Origin of the sequence: Xylocopilactobacillus apis, assembly GCF_033095965.1 — a bacterium.
GTDB lineage: Bacteria > Bacillota > Bacilli > Lactobacillales > Lactobacillaceae > Xylocopilactobacillus > Xylocopilactobacillus apis.
In genome coordinates, this window is the sequence record NZ_AP026801.1 from 87,821 (window position 1) to 111,454 (window position 23,634).

Genomic DNA, 23,634 nt, shown 5'->3' on the forward strand with positions numbered 1-23,634 from the left:
ATCAAATTTTAGCATAAAGAATATAACAGTTTATATAAATATAAAATTTTTTCAAAGTTTGAGTACTATTTCATTTATCTTGTTGCTAAAATTTATTTGGTATATAAAAAATTAGCTCTCTGAAGGATTATTCACGTTGAAAAATATTAAAAAAATTGTAATTTTTATATTATTAACACTTTGTTCGATAACAGTTGTGTTAGCAGCGACTCGAAAACAGGACAGTAAAGCTGCTGATTTTACTCCAGATATTTTATTGAAAACCAAGGACGAACAAAAAGATAAAAATAATCAATTATTTTTTGATCCTTTCAAACAGGAAACAGGTCTCCCGAAAAATCAAAATTATGGGATAACTCCCCGTATCGGAGCTCAATTAGTTCAGTATGGATCGTTTAGATTAACTGGAGACAGCCGTCAAGATGTGAATGGGAAAAATTCCGTCCATCTAGAGTGGGCAGCAGTTCCTGACCTTTTAGATGGTTATGTAGTAGAACGAACTTTAAATTCATCGGCAACCGTTTGGGATAATCCGCCAGTCAATTATGGTAAACACGTCACAATTTTGAATATTTATCCTAACAACAGTAATTATTTAAAGTCTTGGATGGATCAAATTGACCCGAATACGGGTCAACCTGTTTCGATGGGCCTAATTTCAGTTGATGCAGTTTCTTTGACAGAATTTAACAAAAATCCTGATTATTATCTTAAAAAAGGAACATCCAGCTATCAGTATGATGGAATTTATTTTGGATCCGAAGACGTTAATGGTGGATATACACCCGGAGAGCATGATTTAACGGCATCATCTCAACCCGTTGTTGCGGCTTTTGGTGCGACTGGACGTTCAGTAATTTTTGGACATGATACAATCATGGGTGAAGGACATCCTTACTTTAATACGTTTGCTGGCAGTTTGGGGATTATTTTAAAGAATGCAATTCCAGCCGGTTACACTACTGACGGAGTGGTCAATAACATTGGTTCTAATAAAGTTAAGTTCACAATGACGGGTACTTTAAATCAATTTCCGTATAAACTTGACCCTAATGCAATTTATAATATACAGCCAGCTCATACTGTTGGGCAATTTTATATTTATAATAGCGGTGGTAAACGTTGGATGCAATTTGCCCCGCCAATAAGCCAAAACGGGATGGGGGATCAAATATATAGTGATTATAATCACTTATACAATAACGGAACTTTAGTTGGCGACAATAATTCGTACTTAGTTACGAAAAATAACTATGCTCAAATTCAGACCGGGCATACGACTGGTTCTTGTTCGCCGGATGAAGCAAAAATTATTGCTAATATGATTTATTATACGACTACTTTAACAATGAACTCTCCTGGTGACGATTACACGGTTAAGGATGTTACTGCTCCAACAACACCAGTTGTGGCTGGTAATAGTTCTACTGGAGATCAAGTGAGTTTAACTTTGAATGCTCAGGACAATCCAACTGATTACTTTTATCGTGTTAAGGCTAGAACGGCTTCTTCTACCCAATATTCTGATGTAATTAAATCATCAGTTTTGAGCGGGTTCAAAGGATATGTTTATCAAATGGATAGTAATCCTACAGGCTCTCCAGTTATAAATCGAGATCCTAACACGGGAAATATTACAAATATTAATCTTAACCCTGTATCATCTACTAATAATCAGGGGACAATTACACTTAACCGAAGTGCTGCGGTAGGAAAATATTTACACATTGTAGCTGTGGACAAGGAAAATAACGTCTCTGCGGTCAAAACTGTAAATCTTTCTGATTACTTTTGGTGGAATGTTGACAGTAACAATGTATTGACAATCTATCCACATGAACTGAACTTTGATGTAGATCATGTTAGTTACGTTGACGTCGATGGAAAAGTTGTATCTGATTGGCCTTGGTATCAAAAGGACAGTCAGATCGTCAAAACAGTTATTTCTCCTGGGGTAACAGCCAAGAATTCACTTTTTGGACTTTTCAGCAGAATGAGTGCAATGACCTCAATTGAAGGACTAACTCAGCTTGATACCAGTCAAGTAACCAACATGGGTTCAATGTTTTCACAATGTTCATCATTGCCGGCAGTAGACGTAACTCACTTTAATACCAGCAAAGTGACAGATATGTCAAGTATGTTTTCCTACTGCAGCCAGCTGCCTAATTTAGATGTGACTCACTTTGACACCAGTAAAGTAGAAACCATGTCAGCAATGTTTAAGGAATGCAATAACTTAACAAATCTAGATGTGACTAACTTTGATACTAGCAAAGTAACTAATATGGCAGCAATGTTTACGAGCTGTAAGAAGCTGACCAGTTTAGATGTGACCCACTTCAATACAACTCAGGTAACAGATATGAGTTTAATGTTCTTTGAATGCAGTCTGCTTCCAACAATAAATTTGAGCAGTTTCGTTACCAGCAATGTGTTAGATATGCATTCGATGTTTGGGTTTAGTACAGCTTTAACGTCACTAGATCTAAAGAATTTCGATACAAGTAAGGTCACCAGTATGTCAGGGATGTTTTACTACTGCCGGTCATTAACAGATCTCAAGATGGATCCAGTGAAGTTTGATACAAGTCAGGTAACGGCAATGGATAATATGTTCAATCGCTGTACTGTACTGCCAGTTATTGATGTCAGTTTCTTTAAGACAGGTAATGTAACGAATATGAATGGGATGTTTGGGTCCTGTGCTGAGATCACAAGGTTAAACGTAAGCAATTTTGACACCGAAAAAGTTGCGAACTTTAATTCAATGTTCAGTGGGTGCAGCAAGTTAACGAGTTTGGACTTAACGAAATTCAACACGAAGCGGGTGTACAGCAGCTACCGCAAGGGGATGTTAACGAATACGCCGAAGCTGTGGAAGCTCACATTTGGCCCAAACTTTATTCTTGAAGATTATGTCAGCACGGATATGTTATCAAACCCGTCTGTTGGTGCTGCGATCAATGATGTTGATAATCCGACCCCAGTATATTATGTAACTAATCCGCAGTGGCGGGAGGTTGGAGCAGGTTCACCGCACGAACCAAAAGGAGCGGAAGCAACAGTAACTAAAATGATGAATGAATCGTCAATAAGAACTGATACGAGAACCTACGTGTGGGATCAGGTAGGAACTCAGACTTTAGCAGCGACTCCTGGGAGCATAGATCTCGGGACACATGCGGGGTATTTGAAGAATCAGGAGTATGTGAGTACGGCCCAGAATATAAGGAAAACCGACAACCGCAACAGCAATATTTCAAAGCAGTGGCATATTGAAGCAGCAGTAACGAAGCCGTTCACGTTAACGACAGACTCAACGAAGGTGATTAGGGGGAATCCGTTATATTATCACGATACAACAGCAGGGACAACGACACATTTAACACCAACAGGGCAGACCATTTACAGCGGGACCAGAAGCAATAATCAGCCGGACACGAAAAACTATCCATGGACGTTAAGCTTTAAGGCGAGTCCTAGTGATATCCCCAAGGCTGGGAGATATAGTGCAACCGTAACATTTTCTTTGGTGAATGACACGCCTTAATAGCAAATAAAATATTTAAAAATAATTAATCTTAAGTCAATTAGACAACGGTTAATTATTTTTTTATAAAAATTTTGTTTAAAATAAAATTTATAAATTTGACTTTTTGTTACAATTAATGTAGTTTTGCGTAGATAAGTTGATTTAGAAAGTGGATTTATGAATAAGGTAGTAAAGAGATTAGGTTATTTAGTAGTGGTGCTGCTAGGTATTGCAGCCATTGGGTTGAACTTAAATAATAAACAATATAGTAAAGCATCAAATGTTTCTCAAAGTACTGTCCTTACAAAGAATAATAATCAAATTGGTAAAAACCAAGTTAATTCTTTTTTGACAGATCCTCTGCAGCTAAATGATTCACTGCCTAAAATTCAGTCACAATCTAAAATTCAATCACGCGGTGCTGGTCAAACCCCGGTTAGCATGGGACCAGGAGATAGTCAGAATTTCTTTGCCACTGTCGGTAGTGCGGTGGCCAAGGTCAATGACGACGGCACTTGGGATACTATCTCGATTAACGAGCCTAAATATTACCAAGTAGGAGCAGTTACACTTAATGCGACGGTTGATATGACCAAAGATTTCAATTTTAGCTGGAATTTAAAAATTGATCGATCTTCGGTTGCTTTTTTAGCTGATGGATTGGGTTTTATCTTCCATCCATTATATAGTCCGGGTGAAACGATCACTGATTTACAAGGCGGGACATCTTATGTTTTACCGGGAATATTTGGGCGCCACTCGGACACAACTGCGGTCACTAGTGCAACTGATCCAGATAATGGTCAAAATATTCATTCCATTGGGATCAATGGTGGAGATCTTGGAATCAGTGACATTATGAACGCCATCAGCTTTAAGATTGACACAGCATATAACGGAGTTATGGGAACTAGAACACCAAATACGCCATACGGTAGTCCTCGTCATTACTTAGATATAGATCGATATCCTGATGATTATTATGCGGGTACTACAGCGGGCGGTTCAACTAACGGTTCATTTGTAACGACCGATAACACTGGATTTTCTTCGGCATCACAATATTCAGCACCGCTAAATGGGCTTACAGTGACTCCTAAAAGTGACGCGTTTGGTAGTGTTAGCGGAGCTGCAATTGTAGTTCCAGACAGCACTTGGCGTCCAATGCAAATTTTCTATACTGCGGCGACACATACCCTAAAAGTTACGATTGGTGATGGATCGACAGGACAAGTCACTTGGAACAAAATTTTAAATGCTAATGAACAAGCGATAATTGCTAGAAAGCCTAGTTGGGCGTTTTCAATTTTAGGTTCCACCGGAGCGGGAGTTGAAGGCAACACAATCAAAAATATCCGTGGCTCATTTACACCAGGGGATTCGGTAATTACAACTCGTTATATTGACGAAAATGGTAATGATTTGCAATCTCCTGTTTCGACGCTGGAAGCAAATTGGCAGGTGAGTCATCCTGGGTCAACACGGTTTACGGATTCAACGAGTCCAGCGACGATTGTGAAAAATGGAAAAACTTATCGGAGATCTCAGGTTAACGGGACTTTCTTTGATAACAATACCCGTACTAATAAGCGTTTAGGGGCACCTGGAACTGGAACAACAGTTAATAATATTGGTAGTAATGTATCAGTTACGACTAGTTTTGGAAATATAATTTTTATTAATTATATCTACCGGCAGGAGTTATCAGCAGGGAGTACAGACGTAACATCAGATTTACAGGTAAGTACCGATGGAATTAACTATGCGAAGACAGTAAATCTTCATCCTGGACAGGACATTACGTTTAAGTATAGCGCTAAGAATAATAACCTCCCGGGAGTCTGGTCGAAAGTAACAGCAGTTCAGTCGTTAGGGGGACTGTTTGCACCAGTAAGCCCGCTGCCAAACGGGGTAACGCAAAACGGAGGTTTATTATACATTCCGTTAAACTTTGGGTCAATAAATGACCTAAGGCCGGGAGAAACAGGAACAAATACGATTAAGATGAAGTATCAGGGGGTTGAAAAAGTCAATTTAACTGCCAATGATACGGGCCAGATTACCGTAACTAGTAACCCGGCAACACCTGGTACGGCAAAAGCATCCACTGTTGTATCAAAAGTGTCGATCTATGATCAGTCTAATCAGTTGATCGATGATAATGGAGCCCCTATCTACGGATCATATTTCTATAACGCTGCAAACACACAAGCACCTTTAGCTAATACCGATACGCGTTACAATACGGCCAACTACATCCCGACAACTGATTCAGTGACGGTCAACGATCAAGGTTGGTGGGACTATAATCCAACAAGTAAAGTTCTGAATATTTATCCGCATAGATTAAATGCTTATAATGATGCGGTCGTAACTCCAACAAATATTCCCAACTTTCCAGATGTAGACTGGCCTTGGAAACAGTACTCAGCAGATATTACCAAAGTAGTGATTAATCCAGGGGTAACATCCAGCGGTTCAGTTTCTCATTTGTTTAACGGTCTAAGTGCAGTAACTGAATTTGTGGGGTTAAATAACCTTGATTTAACGAATGCGACCGACTTAAATAGTTTGTTTGCTGGATGTTCAAGCATTGAATCTTTAGACCTCTCGATTTTTAATACACCGAATGTAACGATAATGTATCGATTAGTTCAAAAGTGTACAAATTTAAAGAGAGTAACATTCGGTCCAAATTTCATTACCAGTAATGTTGATGACTTTTCAGGAATGTTTGAAGGAGATAAAAGTTTAACTGATCTCGATGTCAGCCACTTTGATACAAGTAAGGCAGAGAACACATATGCGATGTTTTCGATGTGTGAATCGCTAGAAGCAATTGACGTCAGTCATTTCGATATGAGCCATGTGACAAATGCAAATTGGATGTTTCTGCATTGCCTAAAACTTAAAGAACTCGACACTTCTAATTTCGTAACTTCCAGTTTAACCAATATGCAGTCAATGTTCTCCGATTGTCCATTGATCACTCATTTGGATCTTAGTAAGTTTGACGTTTCAAATGTGACAGATATGTCGTACTTATTTGAAAAAAGTTCAGGTTTAACAGAACTTGATCTATCAAGTTTCAACATTAAGCCAACAGCTAATACCTTGAATATGTTTAATCTAGCTCCACCTAGTGTAACTGAACCTAATCGAATCTCAGCGCTGTGGAAGTTGACATTGGGATCGGGAACTAAGTTAGGAAGTCAAACTTTACTCCCTAATCCGAAACCTGGAACGGCAATTAATGATATAGCGAATCCAGTTCCGCCAAATCCACAATATTATGCGACCAATGCGCAATGGCGGGAGGCATTAACGCCGACAACGGTTCATGCTCCAACGGGAGCAGCAAAAACTGCAGCTCAGATTGCAACAGATTCTTTAACAAATACGTCTGCTCACACTTATGTCTGGGATCAGAATGGGACGCAAACGTTAGCAGCAGCGCCAGGAAACATTAACTTTGGGACTCATGCAGGATATTTAAAAAATAAGGAATACAAGAGTGCATCACAGAATTTAAAAGTAACGGATAACCGTAATGTCAAAACGGGTAAGAGGTGGCATGTGGAAGCGGCGGTAACGAGTCCGTTTAAGTTGAGTACGAATTCTACAAAAGTCATTAGAGGAAATCCGCTATATCATCGCAATACAACAACTGGGGTGGTAACGCACCTTCTTCCAACAGCTCAAACATTACATAGTGGGACAGCAACGAGTGGTTATCAAGATGTCAAGAACTATCCGTGGACTTTAAGCTTTAAAGCACAACCAAGTGATATACCACGTGCTGGGAGATACAACGCAACAGTAACCTTCACGTTAATTAATGACACACCGTAATACAATAAAAAAAGTAGTGAATAAAATTAATCATCACTACTTTTTTATTTTTTAGATTAATCGTCAGCATGAACATCAAAGTTAGCCAAAAGCATCTCTCCTACGCCTGGTGCATCAGGATCGTGTCGACCATGTCCTTTGTCCAATGCTCTAATTTCTTCCATTTCATCATCAGTTAGTTGGAAATCAAAAATTTCAAGATTACTTTTAATTCTTGCCGGATGAACTGATTTTGGAAAAATAATAATTCCTTCTTGATGTTCAAAACGCAAAATAATTTGTCCAGCGTCTTTATCATATTTATCGGCTAATTTGTCAATGACAGGATCGTTTAGGAGCTCCTGATTTCCTTGGCCTAGTGGAGCCCAAGCTTCAATTTTGACATTTTCTGAAGCTAAGAGTTTTTGAAGTTCTTTTTGCTGAAAATAGGGGTTAAATTCAACCTGATCAACAGCAGGTATTGTATCAAATTGGGGCACGAACTGTTGCCAAATTTTAGGAGTCATATTTGAAACGCCAATTGATCTGATTTTGCCTGCTTTTTTGGCATCTTCTAAAGCCCGCCAAGCACTAGGAACATCTCCGTAAGGTTGATGAATTAAATAAAGGTCAAGGTAGTCAAGTCCTAATTTTGTTAAAGATTTATCGATTGATTTTTTTGCATCTTCATAGTCGTAATCCTGCAGCCAAAGCTTACTGGTGATCCAGAGATCGCTGCGAGGAATCCCAGAATCCTTAATTGCCTGTCCAACTTCTTCTTCGTTAAAATATGCGACAGCAGTATCAATATGGCGATAGCCAAAATTTAGCGCCTCTTTAACGGCTTTATAAGTTGAGCCGTCATTAGGAATTTGAAAAACGCCAAAGCCAATTGCTGGGATTTTATTACCATCATTTAGCTCAATATTTGGAATTGTCATGTATTTACTCCTTATTATTAATTTGTTTTAAGCTGGAACCAAAAATTTGTTCAATTGTAATTGGATCGCGATGATCAAAAAATTGACTTTCATTGCGGTCAAGACTTGCGATAGTTTTCATTTCTTCATCAGTCAACGAAAAGTCGAAAACATTAAAGTTTTCAATCATTCTTTCTTTGTGCACTGATTTAGGAATCACAATTATGTTGCGCTGAAGAAGCCAGCGCAGAATTACTTGCCCATTTGATTTATTGTATTTTTGAGCAATTTCAGCAAGCGTTTCGTTTTGGAAAATTTGATGTTTACCTTCAGCAAATGGTGCCCATGCTTCTACCGCAACATCATCTCTTTGATTGAATGTTACTTCTGAATTTTGTTGATACCAAGGGTTAATTTCAATTTGGTTTACGGCTGGTTTAATGTTCATCGTTAGTTCAAGATTTTTTAGCTGATCGGCGTAAAAATTAGAAACTCCGATTGCCCGGATCTTATGTTCTTGAACTGCTTCTTCGAGAGCCCTCCAAGCTCCCATTGTATCGCCATATGGTTGATGAAGAAGATAAAGATCCAAGTAGTCAAGATTTAGTTTTTCAAGTGAAGTTTCAATTCCTTTTTTTGCTTTTTCGTAAGAAAAGTCGGAAACCCAAAGCTTTGATGTGACAAAAATTTCATTTCGAGAAATCCCGCTTTTTTTAATTGCGGCACCAACCGCTTCTTCGTTTTGATATGCGGCAGCTGTATCAATTAGACGGTAACCGACAGATAATGCATCACTTACTGCTTGTTCAGCTTCGTTTAGATCGGGGACTTGAAAAACTCCAAATCCTAGTTGGGGCATTTCGACCCCGTTGTTTAGTTTAATAGTTGGAATTTGCTTCATTTTGTTATCCTCCTTTTTTATTTATCTTAATCAGAAAAGAACAATTTGAAAATTACTAAATAAACATGGTAGTATACAAATGATGTATGCTGAGGATCAACAATGATTGATAATTATCTTTTAGAAGAACTAGTCACATTTAAAGAAACCAAAACGCTTGCTGCAACAGCAGAGAAGCTTAATTTAACTCAACCTTCGGTTACACGTGGAATGCAGAAATTGGAATCTGTTCTGGGAGTCCAGCTTTTTGACCGTCAGCCCAACCGAATTACTTTGACTGAAATTGGCGAAGTGGCAGCTAAAGAGGCAAAGAAAGCTTTAAAAGCCAATCAAGATCTAGTCAATACGGTCCAAAATTTTGCTAGGAGCAAGGAAGTATTTCGAATTGGAATGACAATTCCGGGCCCCATGCTCGCGTTAGAACAAGTGAAACTAACTACTAAAATTGAGATTGAACAAAATTTGCAAAGTAACGATGCGGTTGAACGGCTATTAAAAGATCATATGTTTACGGCAATTTTTTCAAATCAAGAATTAATGACCAAAGACATTGAATCACGCTGTGTTGGGATTGAACGGCTGATTGTTAATCTTGATCAATTTATGTATCATGCGAATCAAGAGACGATTACTTTTAAAGAGCTTAAAGGGTTAAGTTTTATCGTTTTACGGGCAATTGGGCCGTGGAGTCAAATGATTCAGGAATCAATTCCTGATGCGACTTTTATGTACCAAGAAGAGCAAAATGCGTTAGCTAAACTAACGAAGTATTCAAATTTTCCATATTTTACGACTAATTTATCTAAGCTGAGTTCATTTTGGGTGAAACGCCTAGATTACGATGATCGAGTATCCATTCCAATTAGTGATGAAAGTGCTCAGATGCCAATATATGTAAGCTATTTAAAGCAAGATCGAAAAAAGGTTCTGCCATTAATTAAAGCGGTCACTGATGAGTGGCCAAATTAAATGAAAATTACTGACCAGTACGATTTACTAAAGAAGAAAACAAACGCTTTGCCCGAAGTAATTTTGTCTTACTAGTGCATACCGAAGCTCGATTTGAAGGGGTTAATACGACTTTGTCTCAAACTCAAACGATTATGGATGGAATGAGTGTTCAAGGAGTTCCAATTTCTGATGTCTTAACCATTGTTAACCTTAAAAAAGCTTGGCAATTTTTTACAGAAAGCAAAGAAATATTAGATTTAAATTTTGAGAAAAAGGTTAATGCAATTGTGGCAATGGAAGATGCTTTAATTCCTGGTGAGTTAAGAAGTGGTCAAGGAGGTGTTGATTTAGGAAATGGTGAGAATTTTAAACCACCAAAGGTTAATGAAAAAGCGGAAATTGAATTTTTAAATCAATTACTAAATAGTAACTGTAGTGCTGCTGATCAGGCATTAACTTTAATGTATCACAATATGCGTAATCAATGTTTTGGGACGGGAATAAGAGAACTGCAATGTTAGTGGCGAACAAAATAATGATTGATCATGGAGTGGGGTTAATTAATGTAGCACTTGATAAATGGGAGATGTGGAATCAGCTAATAAGTGATTTTTATCGAACTAATGAGATGACAGAAATAAAAAATTGGACGTATGATTATGCGATCCAAGGCCTTAGTGTAAGAAGAAAGTAAAGATAATTATTTGAAATATTAAATAAATCCGCAAAAAAATATTCCCCTCTAATGAGGAGAATACCAGCAGAGTCGGCGTACTTAAAATTACGCTTAATATTATCTATCGATTCACTGCTGTGGCCAGTGTATTAAATACCTGCGAAGTGATTATATCAGATACTAAGACAAATGCAAACTAACATGATTGGTAAATTCTCTTAATTCAGGCTTATTCCTCATATAAGAATTCCAAACCCTATTTGCTAAAATATCTGCAGATTGAATTAAATAATTTTGAGAAGAATCACAAAACTGAACATCTACTTTAACTTTAGAGTGCATCACTGGATTATGAAATGTGCCATAATCAAAGTTATGAATTCCTTCAACCAATTCTTCATAAATTGAATCTTTTAAATTGTAGATCCCGTTAGTTGCAGTAGCTTGTTCATCTAAACAAATTGTTATATACAAGTCATCAGTTTCTGTTAAAGAACCATCAAGAATATATTTTTGAATTTGTTTTTTTATTAATCGTTTTAAAACATAGTCTTTGTATCGATGAATTGAATTCTTATCACCAAGAATATTACTATATACTTTTCTGATATTTACAGTAGCAGAAAGGCTGTTCTCCCGTCTCATTACACGAAAAAGTTTAGCTTTATTATTTGCTTTTAATTTTGATGCTTTTACTTCGCCATGTATACAAGCGCAATCGTGGATTTTTTTCGATAAAAACTTATATCTACGTTTAGCGTCTTCTTTTTTTCATTGTTTATAAACGAATATCCGGCATACACAAAAATATCATTAGGAGCATTATGATGTAGAACCCCAGAGTCATCAATAAAGAACCAAACTTTCTTCATTTAAATATCCATTCTAAATTAATATAAACAATTATACATTAGGCATCTTTTTCTGACACCAATTTTATCTAATTTAACATTTAACCTAAAAAGGACTACAATATTCACTTACATATTTTTAGTAGAAGGAGGCTAGTTTATTGAATATTGAATGGTTACTTAGAATTGTGCTAGCCGCTTGCTGTGGTGCCTTAATTGGTTATGAAAGAGCTATAAAGCTGAAAAGTGCAGGGATCCGGACTCATATTATTGTAGCAATTGGTGCTGCTTTAACGATGATCGTATCCAAGTATGGCTTTGTAGATGTTATTGGACATTCAGGAGTTGACCTTGATCCATCACGAATAGCAGCACAAGTTATTAGCGGGATCAGTTTTATTGGAGCTGGCACAATTTTAATTAGAGGCAGTGGAGTTAATGGACTAACAACGGCAGCTGGTGTTTGGGCAACTGCCGCAGTTGGTCTTGCCATTGGGGCAGGACTTTACGTAGTGGGAATTGTATCATCGGCTATTATGGTTTTAGTACAGTATGTCGTACGGCAAGATTTTCTGTTAACTTATCTTTTTCGCAAGAGGCATTTTCACTGTCAATTAATTTTAAAAAATGAGAAAATGAATTCTGATCAAGTTTGCAATGGACTGGAAGAACAAGGATTTAAGAAAACTGATATAAGAATTCATAAAATTACGGATAAAACCGTAAATCTCGAAGTAGACGGAATTTTAGATCAAAATTATAATATTGATGACGTTTTGTGGAAAATTTCCCAAGACCCTAACGTAATTGAAATAAAACGAGAAGATTGAGGTAAAGGATGACAGAAGAAATTACTAATTTGCGTTCCCTAGGAGGCTATAGCGGAACTAACGGCAGAGTGAAAGAAGGTTTCTTTTTTCGCAGTGGACAATTATTTGAATTATCCGATTCCCAGCTCCACTATTTAAGCGATGAACTTAAGATCAAGAAAATCTTTGATTTTCGCGGAACTGATGAACGAAAAAGGTTTCCAGATGATCTATGGTCTGGTGCTGAATATGTAGTTTTGGATGTTTTAAAAGATGCAGTAACCAATCAAGCAAGTGTTGAAGAAATAGTTTCTGGTGATGGTCAAGTCGATGAGAATATGCTGAAAACTTATGAAGAAATGGCTTTATGTGATTCCTCACGTCAAAGTTATCATCACTTTCTTCTTTCTTTAATAGAAGAGCCTGAACCAGTAATTTTTCACTGTTACGCTGGTAAGGACCGAACAGGAGTAGGTGCTGCCTTGATTCTCAAGAGTTTGGGTGTTAGCGATGATCAAATTTTCGATGATTATTTGAAAACGAATGTAATGCGCAAAAGTGCTAATCAAGAAATTTTAACTGAGCTGGAAGATAAGTTAACTCCTGAACAGTTAAAAGGGGTGGAAACAGCGCTATGCGTTAAACCAGATTATTTAAAACGGTACTTTTCCACAATTGACAAGCATTATGATAGTTTTGATCATTATCTTGAAGAAGGTCTTGATTTGCCAAAAGATTTCAAGAAAAAGATGGAATCAATGTATTTAGAATAAAAGTTCTAGCATTTAAAAAACAAATTATGGCTGGCTTAATTAAAACATCTGCTTAACGGTAGATGTTTTTTCGTTACTTTTTAAATTGTCATTCGTTAATAATATGAAAAGGAGGGAAACTTGTGAAATTAGATAGTTATGAAGAAATAATCAAAGACTTGTCAATCGAACTGCGTAACTATCTAATTAGTCAGGGAGCAAGTTCTCATCTTGCCGAAGATGTAATTCAAGACGTTTTTGTCAAAATCTTGGAGCTGGATTTAATCTTACCGCCTGACAAACTACGGCCGTATATGTATCAAATGGTGAAAAATAAATACATCGATCAGTATCGCCGAGATAAGAGACTTGAGAATCTTTTAGAAAAATATTTGGTGCCAGAACTTCAAAGGCCGCCGGATGATATTGATCCAAGAGAAGAACGGCTTGAAAAAGCCATGAATCAATTATCATCTGAAAATCGGGAGCTGCTAAATATGAAATATATTAATCATCAATCAATTGAAGATATTTCAGAGCAGTTAAAGATTCCGACCTCAGCGGTAAAAATGAGACTATATCGACTTCGACATAAAGTTAAGAAAATAATGGGAGATAAAATTAATGAATGAAGAACAAAAATTTGAACGCTTAGCCCGCAAAGTGAAAGTTAAACGCTGGTTAGCAATGATTGGGCTATCGATTGTAACAGCGTTGGCAGTGCTTTTAATTACTTATCAAGTGATGAAAGGTTTAGTTAGAAATCAATCATCACATCTTTTTGAAGAAATGAGCATTCAATCGCAGATCATGTCTCCTAATATTGAGATAAGTGACCAATTATTAGCAGATGATACGAACTTAAAAGGTAAAATCGTGAGTCATCGGTACAAAAAAATTGACGGTTATCGAGTTCCCTGGAGTAATTTTGAAGGAAGATATGGCTTATTTAGAAGGCGAATATTAGATGATTCTACAACTGACAGTGATAGTATGAATGGTGAGCAAGTTTTTGATCGGGTGACGCAAAACAAAATCCCCACATTTTATAATCGTAAGTATGTAAAATCAAGTAATAGTTTTACCCAAACTAAAGTTAATGAAATTTCTAAATTAAATCAAATGAAGGGTTATGTTGCAGAACTTGCAATCACCTTCAAGAAGCCAATGACTTATGATGAAATTAAGAAGCTTTTCCCTAAGAACTTGCGAACTGAATGGTACTGGATTGGAATGAGTGGCACAGGTGCAGGATCAAATCAAAGTGATCAATATATAGGATTTCAAGCGGATAATGGAGTTTTAAAATCAGATTATTACAAGTGGTTTTGTAAATATTTATTAGAAGCTCCAGCTTCTTTGCTCGGTAAACATAGTAATTTTAATGGATCTAAATTTGCTAAGGATTATGCAAAGAAGTATCCAAAGTTATCTGATGCTAAATTTGAGGGGGTTATTATAACGGGAAAGAGCGAAAACTTTAAGCAAATTGAAAACGCTGATTGGATTGAGAATAGTTCGATTGGCGTTACGATAAAAACCGTACCATATATTAAACCAGAATATTAAAATAAAGGCGGAGGAAAAAATGAAAAAAGAAGATTATATTAATCAATTAAAATTGGAACCTCATCAAGAAGGAGGCTGGTTTCGCCAAATTTATGCGAGCGATGAACAATTCTTTGATTCTGCCAGTAACGATCAGCGATATTATTACACTTCGATTTACTTTTTACTAGATGATAATAACTGTTCTCATTTTCATCGGCTTAATCATGATGAACTTTGGTATTACCATGATGGAGCACCGATTACAATTCATTGCATTTCCCAATCAGGCGAATATTATGCGGTGAAGTTAGGGAAAGACGTCCAAAATGGTGAAGTTTTGCAATTTAAAGTTCCGAAAAACACAATTTTTGCTTCTGAGGTTAATGAACCAGAATCTTTTTGTTTAGTCAGCTGCGTGGTTTCTCCGGGTTTTGATTATCACGATTTTGAATTGATGCATAAGGGTGATTTGTTAAAAGAATATCCTAAATATTCTCAAATTATCGAACGCTTAGCGGTAAATTAGTTAATAACTATTTTAAGGCAAAATAAATACCCGACAAGGGAGGCTCATCGAGTAGCTTTGGGAGTTTGTAAGTTATTGTAGAGATTTGCTTCATTTCTTTGGGAGGAATTAACTAATTTCTACACTCTTTATATTAGATGGTAAAAATGAAGAAATTGTGATGAAATTAGTAATTTTATTAGTGAATATTTAAATTAGATTATTTGTTTTTAAGGTTAGCCTCTTCTTCTGCTTTAAACTTAAGAGATTGATCTATTAAACTTTGGACTGAATCATCAGGACTTATTTGCCAAGTGATCGAGTGAGTTTGTCCATCAAAATTGTCAGATGAAGTCCATGTATGAAATTCAACTTTCCCATCGACGATCGAATAAGGAATTTGTTCAAGTTGAGAGCCAATTGTCAGAAATTTATCAGAAATATTATATTTTGTATCACTTGGGAAAAAGTATGCTGGGACACCTTTAACAGTTACTGTAGATTCATCTTTAAAAAGTAGAAGTTCAATTCCGTCGTGAGCTAAATTTTGAGGTGCTTTATTTTCGTTCATCGCTTGATCAGTATCTTCACCATCGAAAAGAATGGGATTAATTCTAAAACCATTTCCGATCAGATATTTTTTAACTATTTCTTTGTTACTTTGCTCATTAGACGAATCAGTTTCGTCTTTTTTTGTTGGTTCACTTGATTCTTCGGCTGGTTTTTCACTTGAACTGCTGCTTGCAGGTGCACTAAAAGATGATTTTTTTGACGTTTTATCTGAACCTTTGAAGTCACTAAAAGTATAATTTACAGGAGAAATTTGATCACCAAAAAGACCAATGCCAATCAATAATACAAGCAGAAAAACAAGTGAAGCAAAAAGTCTTTCTTTTCTGCGTAAACTTCTGACCTCAATAAAATCGTCGTGCCATCTAGGATCATCACGACGTTCCTTATAAAATCGATATGTATGTTTCGAACCTGTTCGGTTATTTGAGTATAGTCTTGCCATTTTTCTCGATCAGTTTTTTACTATAATTATAAAGCTTTCCTAAAGTTATTGTTTGCTTTACAAGTTTAATTGTAATTTATCTATTAAACCTTTAGGCTAAGATAAGTAAAACAACACATTAAAAGTGGAGGATATTTCTTAACTTTAGACTTCTCGTAATAATAGAAAGAGGCCCAAAATAGAAAATAAATCAGATTCAATTATAAAATATTTTAACTCGCTGTTTGTCAAAGGCATCTTAAATTAGGATGCCTTTGACAGATGACGAGTTTTTTTATGAAAATTTTTGTTAGTGGAAATGACTAAAGCTGTTTAAACTTTTTGTTTATTAATTAAAGATTATTACAGAATATTAAGATTGCAATTATTTTGTCCTCTAGAATATAAAGTTCAAGCTTGAATTTACAGTCTAGAAGTAAAAATAAAGTTAATTTCATTCGCAAAAGTTCATTTACTAAACTCGGATTATATATTCTCAAGTTGGAAGGAGTGAACTGTGTTAAAAGTAAATAACCTTAGTGTCTACTACAACGATGTTTTAGCATTGGATGATGTTTCACTAGAAGTGGAAGACAAAGTTATAACAGGGATTATCGGCCCCAATGGAGCTGGAAAATCCACAATGCTTAAATCAATTTTAAATATTATCCCACACGAAGGGAAAACATTAATCGATGGCAAAGATAGTAAAAGCAGTTTAGACCAAATTGCATATGTTGAACAAAAAGCTGATATTGATCATACTTTTCCGATCAAAGTAAAGGAATGTGTTTCACTCGGAACTTATGCTAATTTAAAACTTTTTCAGAAAGTTAAAAATAAGGAGTGGGAAAAGGTCTCTCAAGCTATAGACAAAGTAAATCTATCAGAATATTCAGAACGTCAAATAGGTGAATTATCGGGCGGTCAATTCCAGCGAGTACTATTAGCAAGGTGTTTAGTTCAAGATGCAAAGTATATTTTTTTGGATGAACCTTTTGTTGGGATTGATTCAATCAGTGAAAAAATTATTATGGAAACTTTGATGGATTTAAAAGCACAAGGGAAAACAATTTTGATCGTCCATCATGATCTAAGTAAAGTTAGAGATTATTTTGATGATGTCATTATTCTCAATAAAAGAACGATTGATTTTGGACCGGTTAAAGAAGTTTTCAATGAAAAAAATCTTAAAGTAGCCTATGGGGATAGTATTTTTGTATAAAGGGGAGGGATCAAATGATCCAAAATTTTATTAATGGTTTGTATGAGTTTCATTTTTTACAGAATGCTTTGATTACCGCAGTGGTTATTGGAATTGTTTCGGGAACCGTTGGATGTTTTATTATTCTCCGAGGAATGTCTTTAATGGGAGATGCAATCTCTCATGCCGTACTTCCAGGAGTTGCAATATCTTACATTTTGGGAATTAATTTTTTCATCGGCGCAATTTTATTTGGTCTATTAGCTTCGGTGATTATCACTTTTATTCAGAATAATAGTGTTATTAAAGGAGATACCGCGATTGGAATAACGTTCAGTTCATTTCTGGCTCTAGGGGTTATTCTGATTGGAGTAGCAAATAGCTCAACTGATTTATTTCATATTTTGTTCGGAAATATTCTAGCGGTTCAGGATGTTGATAAGTGGATCACAATTGGTGTTTCAGTAGTTGTTTTGTTGATCGTGATCTTATTCTTTAAAGAGTTGCTGATTACGTCTTTTGATCCAACAATGGCAAAAGCAATGGGAATGAAAGTCAATTTCTATCATTATTTATTGATGATTTTATTAACCTTAGTAGCAGTAACTGCAATGCAGAGTGTTGGAACAATCTTGATTGTTGCAATGCTGATTACGCCTGCAGCCACAGCTTATTTATATGCAAATAGTCTAAAGATGATGATTTTTATTTCTTCAATTCTAGGAGCGTGTTCATCAATTCTGGGACTATTTATTGGATACACATTTAATATTGCAGCTGGTTCAAGTATTGTGTTAACTTCTGCAGTAATTTTTGCTGTTAGTTTTTTGATTTCACCGAAGCAAAAATTTTTAAGAAAAGGAGCTAAAAAGACTGCATGAAAAAATGGAAAATTATAGTTTTGGGAATACTTTCAATGTTTTTATTAGTGGGGTGTTCTACTAGCAAAAAACAAACAAAAGATTCTAATCAGAAATTAAAGGTTGTTGTTACCAATTCGATCCTAGCCGATATTACTAAAAATATTGCTCATGATAAAGTTGACTTGCATAGTATCGTACCAGTGGGCAAAGATCCGCATGAGTATGAACCGTTGACAGAAGATGTTCAAAAAACATCACGAGCGGATTTAATTTTTTATAATGGGATTAATCTAGAAACCGGTGGAAATGCTTGGTTTATAAAATTGGTCAAAAATGCCAACAAAAAAGACAATGTTGATTATTTTGCTGCCAGTGATGGTATTGATGTAATTTATTTAGAAGGTCAAGAGGGAAAAGGTAAGGAAGATCCCCATGCTTGGCTTAATTTAGAGAACGGAATCATTTATGCCAAAAATATCGAAAAGCAATTATCCAAAAAAGATCCCAAAAATAAGTCTTATTATAAGAAAAATTTAAATAAATATGTTGAGAAACTGGGGGCTTTAGATAAGGAAGCAAAATCAAAATTTGCCAAAATACCAAAGAATAAAAAGCTAATTGTCACCAGTGAAGGATGTTTCAAGTATTTTTCTAAAGCTTATCATGTTCCGGCTGCTTATATATGGGAAATTAATACTGAAGAAGAAGGCACTCCTGATCAGATTAAAGATTTAGTCACGAAATTGCGTTCCACTAAAGTTCCTTCGTTATTTGTTGAGAGCAGCGTAGATGAACGACCAATGAAGACTGTCTCAAAAGATACCAGTATTCCAATTTACACCACCATTTTTACCGACTCTATTGCCAAGAAAGGGGCTAATGGGGATAGCTATTATTCGATGATGAAATGGAATCTTGATAAAATTGCTGAAGGTCTCGCAAAATAAAATTGGTAGAGTTCTCTAAAAGTTACTTTAAATACTTATCAGTAATTAATTTAACAATCTGTAACGAAATTATATCTATATATTTGTGAATGCTACATAGTTGGAAAACGCGAAAAGCAGCTAATACCAAGCATAATGGTAATTAGCTGTTTTTTTATAAAAAAATTTTATAAAATTAAATATTAAATCTATTCGATTTTTGTTATACTTAGAAAACATTCATCAAATCAGACGGGAGTAATGAATTTAATGAACAAATATATCAAGTTATTAGGATCTTTATTAATTGCAATTGTAAGTATTACAACGATTGTTTTTGGATTAAACATTAAAGAAGGCAGTAAAGCAGCAGATTTTAAGCATAATTTAACCAGTGAAAATAATGGTAGCGATTTCAGGGGGGGGCGTTTAGCTAACAATGTTGGATCTAGTTTTGTAGATCCTTTTGAAAAAGATTCACTCCCTAAGATCAAGTCACAATCTAAAATTCAATCGCGTGGTTCTGGTGATTTAACTCCGGTAAGTATTGGGCCAGGAGACAGCCAGAATTTTTTTGCTACCGTCGGTAGTGCAGTAGCTAAAGTCAACGATGATGGTACTTGGGATACCATTTCAATTAACGAACCTAAATATTATCAAGTTGGAGCCGTTACGCTTAATGCAACGGTCGATATGACCCAGGATTTTAATTTCAGTTGGAATTTGAAAATTGAACGTTCTTCAGTTGCCTTTCTTGCTGATGGGTTGGGATTTATTTTTCATCCCATGTATAGTCCAGGTGAAACAATCACCGATTTAAATGGTGGTGCACCCTACGTTTTACCAGCGGTATTTGGGCGTCACTCTGATACGACACCTGTAACTACTGCTGCGGATCCTGATCTTGGTCAAAATATTCATTCGATCGGGATTAACGGGGGAGACCTGGGAATCAGCGACATTATGAATGCAATCAGTTTTAAAATTGATACAAATTATAATGGCATTATTGGAACTCGAACTCCTAATACGCCTTATGGCAGTACAAGTCATCGTTTAGATATTGATCGTCATCCTGATGATTATTATGCTGGTACAGCAGCTGGAGGAGTATCTAACGGTTCTTTTGTAACGACCGACAACACCGGATTTTCTTCGGCTTCTCAATATTCAGCACCTTTAAATGGTCTTGCGGTGACTCCGAAAAGCGATGCTTTTGGTGGTGTCAGCGGAGATTCAATTGTGGTTCCAGATAATACGTGGCGGCCGATGCAGATTTTCTATACAGCAGCAAGTCATACGTTAAAAGTTACAATCGGTGATGCAGCAACGGGAGGTCAGGTCAGCTGGACCAAAATTTTAAATGCTAACGAACAGGCAATAATTGCCAGTAAGCCGAGCTGGGCATTTTCAATTTTAGGTTCTACTGGAGCTGGAGTTGAAGGAAACACAATCAAAAATATTCGCGGGACATTTACTCCCGGAGACCCGGTAATTACAACTCGTTATATTGATGAAAATGGGAATGATTTACAGCCGCCTGTTTCGACTTTGGAAGCGAATTGGCAGGTAACTCACCCGGGTTCGACTCAATTTACGGATTCTACAAGTCCAGCCACAATTGTAAAGAATGGGAAAACTTATCGCAGATCGCAAGTTAACGGAACCTTCTTCGATAACAATACTCGGACCAATAAGCGTTTAGGAGCACCTGGGAGCGGCTCAACTGTTGATACGAGCGGCGGTAATGTGAATGTTACAACTAATTTTGGCAATATAATATTTGTTAACTATGTTTACCGCCAAGAACTTCCTGCAGGCAGTACCGATGTGACATCGGATTTACAGTTAAGTACTGACGGGACAACATTCTCTAAAACCGCCAACATTCATCCGGGAGACGAAGTCACATTTAAATATACAGCGAAAAACAATACTTTGCCGATTTGGCATAAAGTCACAGCGGTTCAGTCGTTAGGCGGCTTGTTTACACCAACAGGCACGTTGCCTGCAGGCGTAACTCAAAAAGCCGGCTTACTTTATGTTCCGATAAATGTGGGAGCAATTAATGATATTAGAGCTGGCGAGACTGGTACTAATACGGTCAAGATGAAGTATCAGGGAGTCGAAAAAGCCAGCCTTACTGCTAACGATGCGGGACAAATTACGATCACTAATAATCCTGCAACACCGGGAGCAGCCAAAACGTCAACTATTGTCTCAAAGGTATCAATCTACGATCAATCCAATCAGTTGATTGATGATAGCGGTAATCCAATTTACGGGTCATATTTCTATAATGCTGCTAACGCTAATGCACCTTTAGCTAGTACTGAAACAGTGTACAATACAGCCAATTACGTTCCGACAACTGATTCAGTGACAGTAAATGATCTGGGCTGGTGGGACTTTAATGAAACGACTAAAGTTCTGACGATCTATCCACATGAGTTGAATGCTAGTGCCGATTGGAAACCTTTCCCAAATCCTAACAGTACCTCTTATCGGGATTGGCCGTGGAATCCTTACAAACGTCAGATAACCAAAGCAGTGATTAAACCGGGAGTAACAGCAAGAAACAGTCTATACGGGTTATTTGCTTTTATACCTTCACTTACAACAATTGAAGGTTTAGAAGGTCTCGATACTAGTCAAGTAATCAATATGGGTTCGATGTTTAATGAGTGTAAACTGTTAACTGATTTAAATGTATCAAATTTTAACACTAGTAAAGTAACTGATATGAGTTGGATGTTTAGTGGTTGCGGGGCTTTAACAAATCTTGGAGCGAATAATTTTGATACAAGCAAAGTAACCAATATGAGTTATATGTTTAGTGGATGTGAGTCGTTAACATCTTTAGATGTCATTAATTTTAATACTAGCAACGTTGAAAATATGCCAAGAATGTTTTCTAAATGTAAGTCTCTAATAAATCTTGATGTCACACATTTTGATACGAGTAAGGTGGTATCTATGGGTTCAATGTTTTCAGATTGCGAGTCGCTTTTGAGTATTGATGTGACGCACTTTAATACCATTAATGTTGTGGACATGGATTCGATGTTTTCTAAATGTAAATCACTAACAAACCTTGATGTGACGCATTTTGATACAAGTAGGGTTACAGATATGTCAAATATGTTTGAGTGGTGTTCATCATTAGCAAGCCTTGACGTAAGTAACTTTGACACCAGTAATGTTACTGATATGCATAGAATGTTTATGCATTGCGGATCGCTAACAAGTCTTGATGTTACTAATTTTGATACAAGTAAGGTTACAAATATGTCAGATATGTTTGATTGGTGTTCATCACTAACAAGTCTTGATGTAAGTAACTTTGACACTAGAAACGTTACTGATATGTCATATATGTTTTCATCATGTATGGCGTTGCCAAGCATAAATGTGTCTGACTTTAAGACCGGAAACGTTACTAATATGTCAGAAATGTTTTCGCATTGTTACAAGCTCAAGACCCTTGACGTGAGTAATTTTGACACCAACAAGGTTACTAATATGTATAGAATGTTTCTTCGTTGCATAGAATTAACAGAGCTTGATTTAAGTAGTTTTGATCTCACTAATATTACTACGACCTCGGACGGAATTATGATTGTTGGAGGCTATGATGGCATTCTGTATGCAGAATACAGTCTCTGGAAGTTAAAGCTTGGACCAAACACTAAATTTCCTGATATAACCGTTGATGGATTTGTGAGTTCGGTTGGATTGGAAGATCCAACACCAGGAACGAAAATTAAAGATTTGGTTGATACTTCAACGGATTATTTTGCAACCGATGCTCAATGGCGAGAGGTTGGGGTTGGAGGAAGCGATCATGAACCAAAAGGAGCTGTTAAGACAGCAGCCCAGATTATGAGTGAGTCTGCAACTCGCAATGATGTCAGAACTTACGTTTGGGATCAGCGTGGACGCGTGTTGTTAGAAGTACCGACTGCGATTAATTTTGGTACGCATCGGGGCTCAATCAGAAATCATACTTATACGAGTGGAGCTCAAACACTCAAAGTGACAGATAATCGAAATTCTCGTAAGAACAAGAAATGGCAGATTTACGGGGAAACAACCCCGTTAACAAACGGCACAAAGAGAATAGCTGGAAATCCTCTATTCTACAAAGATTCTAACGGCAAGAAGAATCTTAATTCAGTAGCCACGCTTTTGGCAGAAAAGAATATTCCAGGTGTCATTTATGAAGATATCTGGGAACAGCCATGGGAACTGTTATTTGAAACAAGTTCCAGCAGTATTCCTAAGGAAGGCAGATACAGCGGCACCGTAACGTATACCTTAATTAATGCAACCCCTTAATGATGAAGATACTAGTTAATTTTCCCC

The 23,634-nt window shown here is 36.5% G+C and carries 17 protein-coding genes and 1 pseudogene; 13 read left to right on the forward strand and 5 right to left on the reverse strand.

Annotated elements, in window-relative coordinates:
- The first annotated feature begins 136 nt into the window (after positions 1-136).
- Positions 137-3,553, forward strand: coding sequence for a BspA family leucine-rich repeat surface protein (locus R8749_RS00275; RefSeq protein ID WP_317696848.1), 3,417 nt, complete (start codon positions 137-139; stop codon positions 3,551-3,553).
- Positions 3,554-3,712: 159 nt separating this feature from the next.
- On the forward strand, positions 3,713-7,387 hold the full coding sequence (locus tag R8749_RS00280; protein ID WP_317696850.1) for a BspA family leucine-rich repeat surface protein: 3,675 nt from the start codon (positions 3,713-3,715) through the stop codon (positions 7,385-7,387).
- Between the two features lie 56 nt (positions 7,388-7,443).
- Here the strand turns inward: R8749_RS00280 and R8749_RS00285 are convergent, their stop codons facing one another.
- Both R8749_RS00285 and R8749_RS00290 read right to left on the reverse strand, forming a co-directional pair.
- Positions 7,444-8,307 (reverse strand): aldo/keto reductase, encoded by an 864-nt coding sequence (locus R8749_RS00285; protein ID WP_317696852.1) that lies wholly within the window; start codon positions 8,305-8,307, stop codon positions 7,444-7,446.
- 4 nt (positions 8,308-8,311) lie between these two features.
- Positions 8,312-9,187, reverse strand: coding sequence for an aldo/keto reductase (locus R8749_RS00290; protein WP_317696854.1), 876 nt, complete (start codon positions 9,185-9,187; stop codon positions 8,312-8,314).
- A gap of 102 nt (positions 9,188-9,289) precedes the next feature.
- Between R8749_RS00290 and R8749_RS00295 the strand changes: the two genes are divergently transcribed.
- Entirely contained in the window at positions 9,290-10,156 is an 867-nt protein-coding gene (locus R8749_RS00295; protein WP_317696856.1) for a LysR family transcriptional regulator, read from the forward strand.
- Positions 10,157-10,176: 20 nt separating this feature from the next.
- Positions 10,177-10,832: pseudogene (locus R8749_RS00300) on the forward strand (Fic family protein); the annotation flags it as partial.
- Positions 10,833-10,994: 162 nt separating this feature from the next.
- Here the strand turns inward: R8749_RS00300 and R8749_RS00305 are convergent.
- Both R8749_RS00305 and R8749_RS00310 read right to left on the reverse strand, forming a co-directional pair.
- Positions 10,995-11,459 (reverse strand): DUF3800 domain-containing protein, encoded by a 465-nt coding sequence (locus tag R8749_RS00305; RefSeq protein WP_317696858.1) that lies wholly within the window; start codon positions 11,457-11,459, stop codon positions 10,995-10,997.
- 47 nt (positions 11,460-11,506) lie between these two features.
- Complete coding sequence (locus tag R8749_RS00310) at positions 11,507-11,686, reverse strand: hypothetical protein (protein WP_317696861.1); 180 nt, start codon at positions 11,684-11,686, stop codon at positions 11,507-11,509.
- Positions 11,687-11,826: 140 nt separating this feature from the next.
- Between R8749_RS00310 and R8749_RS00315 the strand changes: the two genes are divergently transcribed.
- The 5 genes from R8749_RS00315 (at position 11,827) to R8749_RS00335 (ending at position 15,303) form a co-directional block, all read left to right on the forward strand.
- Complete coding sequence (locus R8749_RS00315) at positions 11,827-12,495, forward strand: MgtC/SapB family protein (protein ID WP_317696864.1); 669 nt, start codon at positions 11,827-11,829, stop codon at positions 12,493-12,495.
- A gap of 8 nt (positions 12,496-12,503) precedes the next feature.
- Positions 12,504-13,247: a tyrosine-protein phosphatase gene (locus R8749_RS00320; protein ID WP_317696866.1), complete on the forward strand. Its 744-nt coding sequence runs from the start codon at positions 12,504-12,506 to the stop codon at positions 13,245-13,247.
- A gap of 122 nt (positions 13,248-13,369) precedes the next feature.
- Positions 13,370-13,858 carry an RNA polymerase sigma factor gene (locus R8749_RS00325; protein WP_317696869.1) on the forward strand — a complete coding sequence of 163 codons (489 nt, stop codon included), beginning with the start codon at positions 13,370-13,372 and terminating at the stop codon, positions 13,856-13,858.
- The gene (locus R8749_RS00330; protein WP_317696872.1) at positions 13,851-14,795 is read left to right on the forward strand and encodes an anti sigma factor C-terminal domain-containing protein; all 945 of its coding nucleotides are present in this window, start codon (positions 13,851-13,853) and stop codon (positions 14,793-14,795) included. Before R8749_RS00325 ends, R8749_RS00330 begins: the two co-directional genes overlap by 8 nt.
- A 19-nt stretch (positions 14,796-14,814) precedes the next feature.
- Positions 14,815-15,303: a cupin domain-containing protein gene (locus tag R8749_RS00335; RefSeq protein ID WP_317696874.1), complete on the forward strand. Its 489-nt coding sequence runs from the start codon at positions 14,815-14,817 to the stop codon at positions 15,301-15,303.
- A 199-nt stretch (positions 15,304-15,502) separates the two neighbouring features.
- Here the strand turns inward: R8749_RS00335 and R8749_RS00340 are convergent, their stop codons facing one another.
- Positions 15,503-16,297, reverse strand: coding sequence for a hypothetical protein (locus R8749_RS00340; protein ID WP_317696876.1), 795 nt, complete (start codon positions 16,295-16,297; stop codon positions 15,503-15,505).
- 496 nt (positions 16,298-16,793) lie between these two features.
- Between R8749_RS00340 and R8749_RS00345 the strand changes: the two genes are divergently transcribed.
- From R8749_RS00345 to R8749_RS00360, 4 genes are all read left to right on the forward strand, one after another.
- Positions 16,794-17,501, forward strand: coding sequence for a metal ABC transporter ATP-binding protein (locus R8749_RS00345; protein ID WP_317696878.1), 708 nt, complete (start codon positions 16,794-16,796; stop codon positions 17,499-17,501).
- 14 nt (positions 17,502-17,515) lie between these two features.
- Positions 17,516-18,361, forward strand: coding sequence for a metal ABC transporter permease (locus R8749_RS00350; RefSeq protein ID WP_317696880.1), 846 nt, complete (start codon positions 17,516-17,518; stop codon positions 18,359-18,361).
- Positions 18,358-19,290: a metal ABC transporter substrate-binding protein gene (locus tag R8749_RS00355; RefSeq protein WP_317696882.1), complete on the forward strand. Its 933-nt coding sequence runs from the start codon at positions 18,358-18,360 to the stop codon at positions 19,288-19,290. The genes R8749_RS00350 and R8749_RS00355 overlap by 4 nt, the downstream gene beginning before the upstream one ends.
- 249 nt (positions 19,291-19,539) lie before the next feature.
- Positions 19,540-23,607: a BspA family leucine-rich repeat surface protein gene (locus R8749_RS00360; protein ID WP_317696884.1), complete on the forward strand. Its 4,068-nt coding sequence runs from the start codon at positions 19,540-19,542 to the stop codon at positions 23,605-23,607.
- Positions 23,608-23,634: the final 27 nt, after the last annotated feature.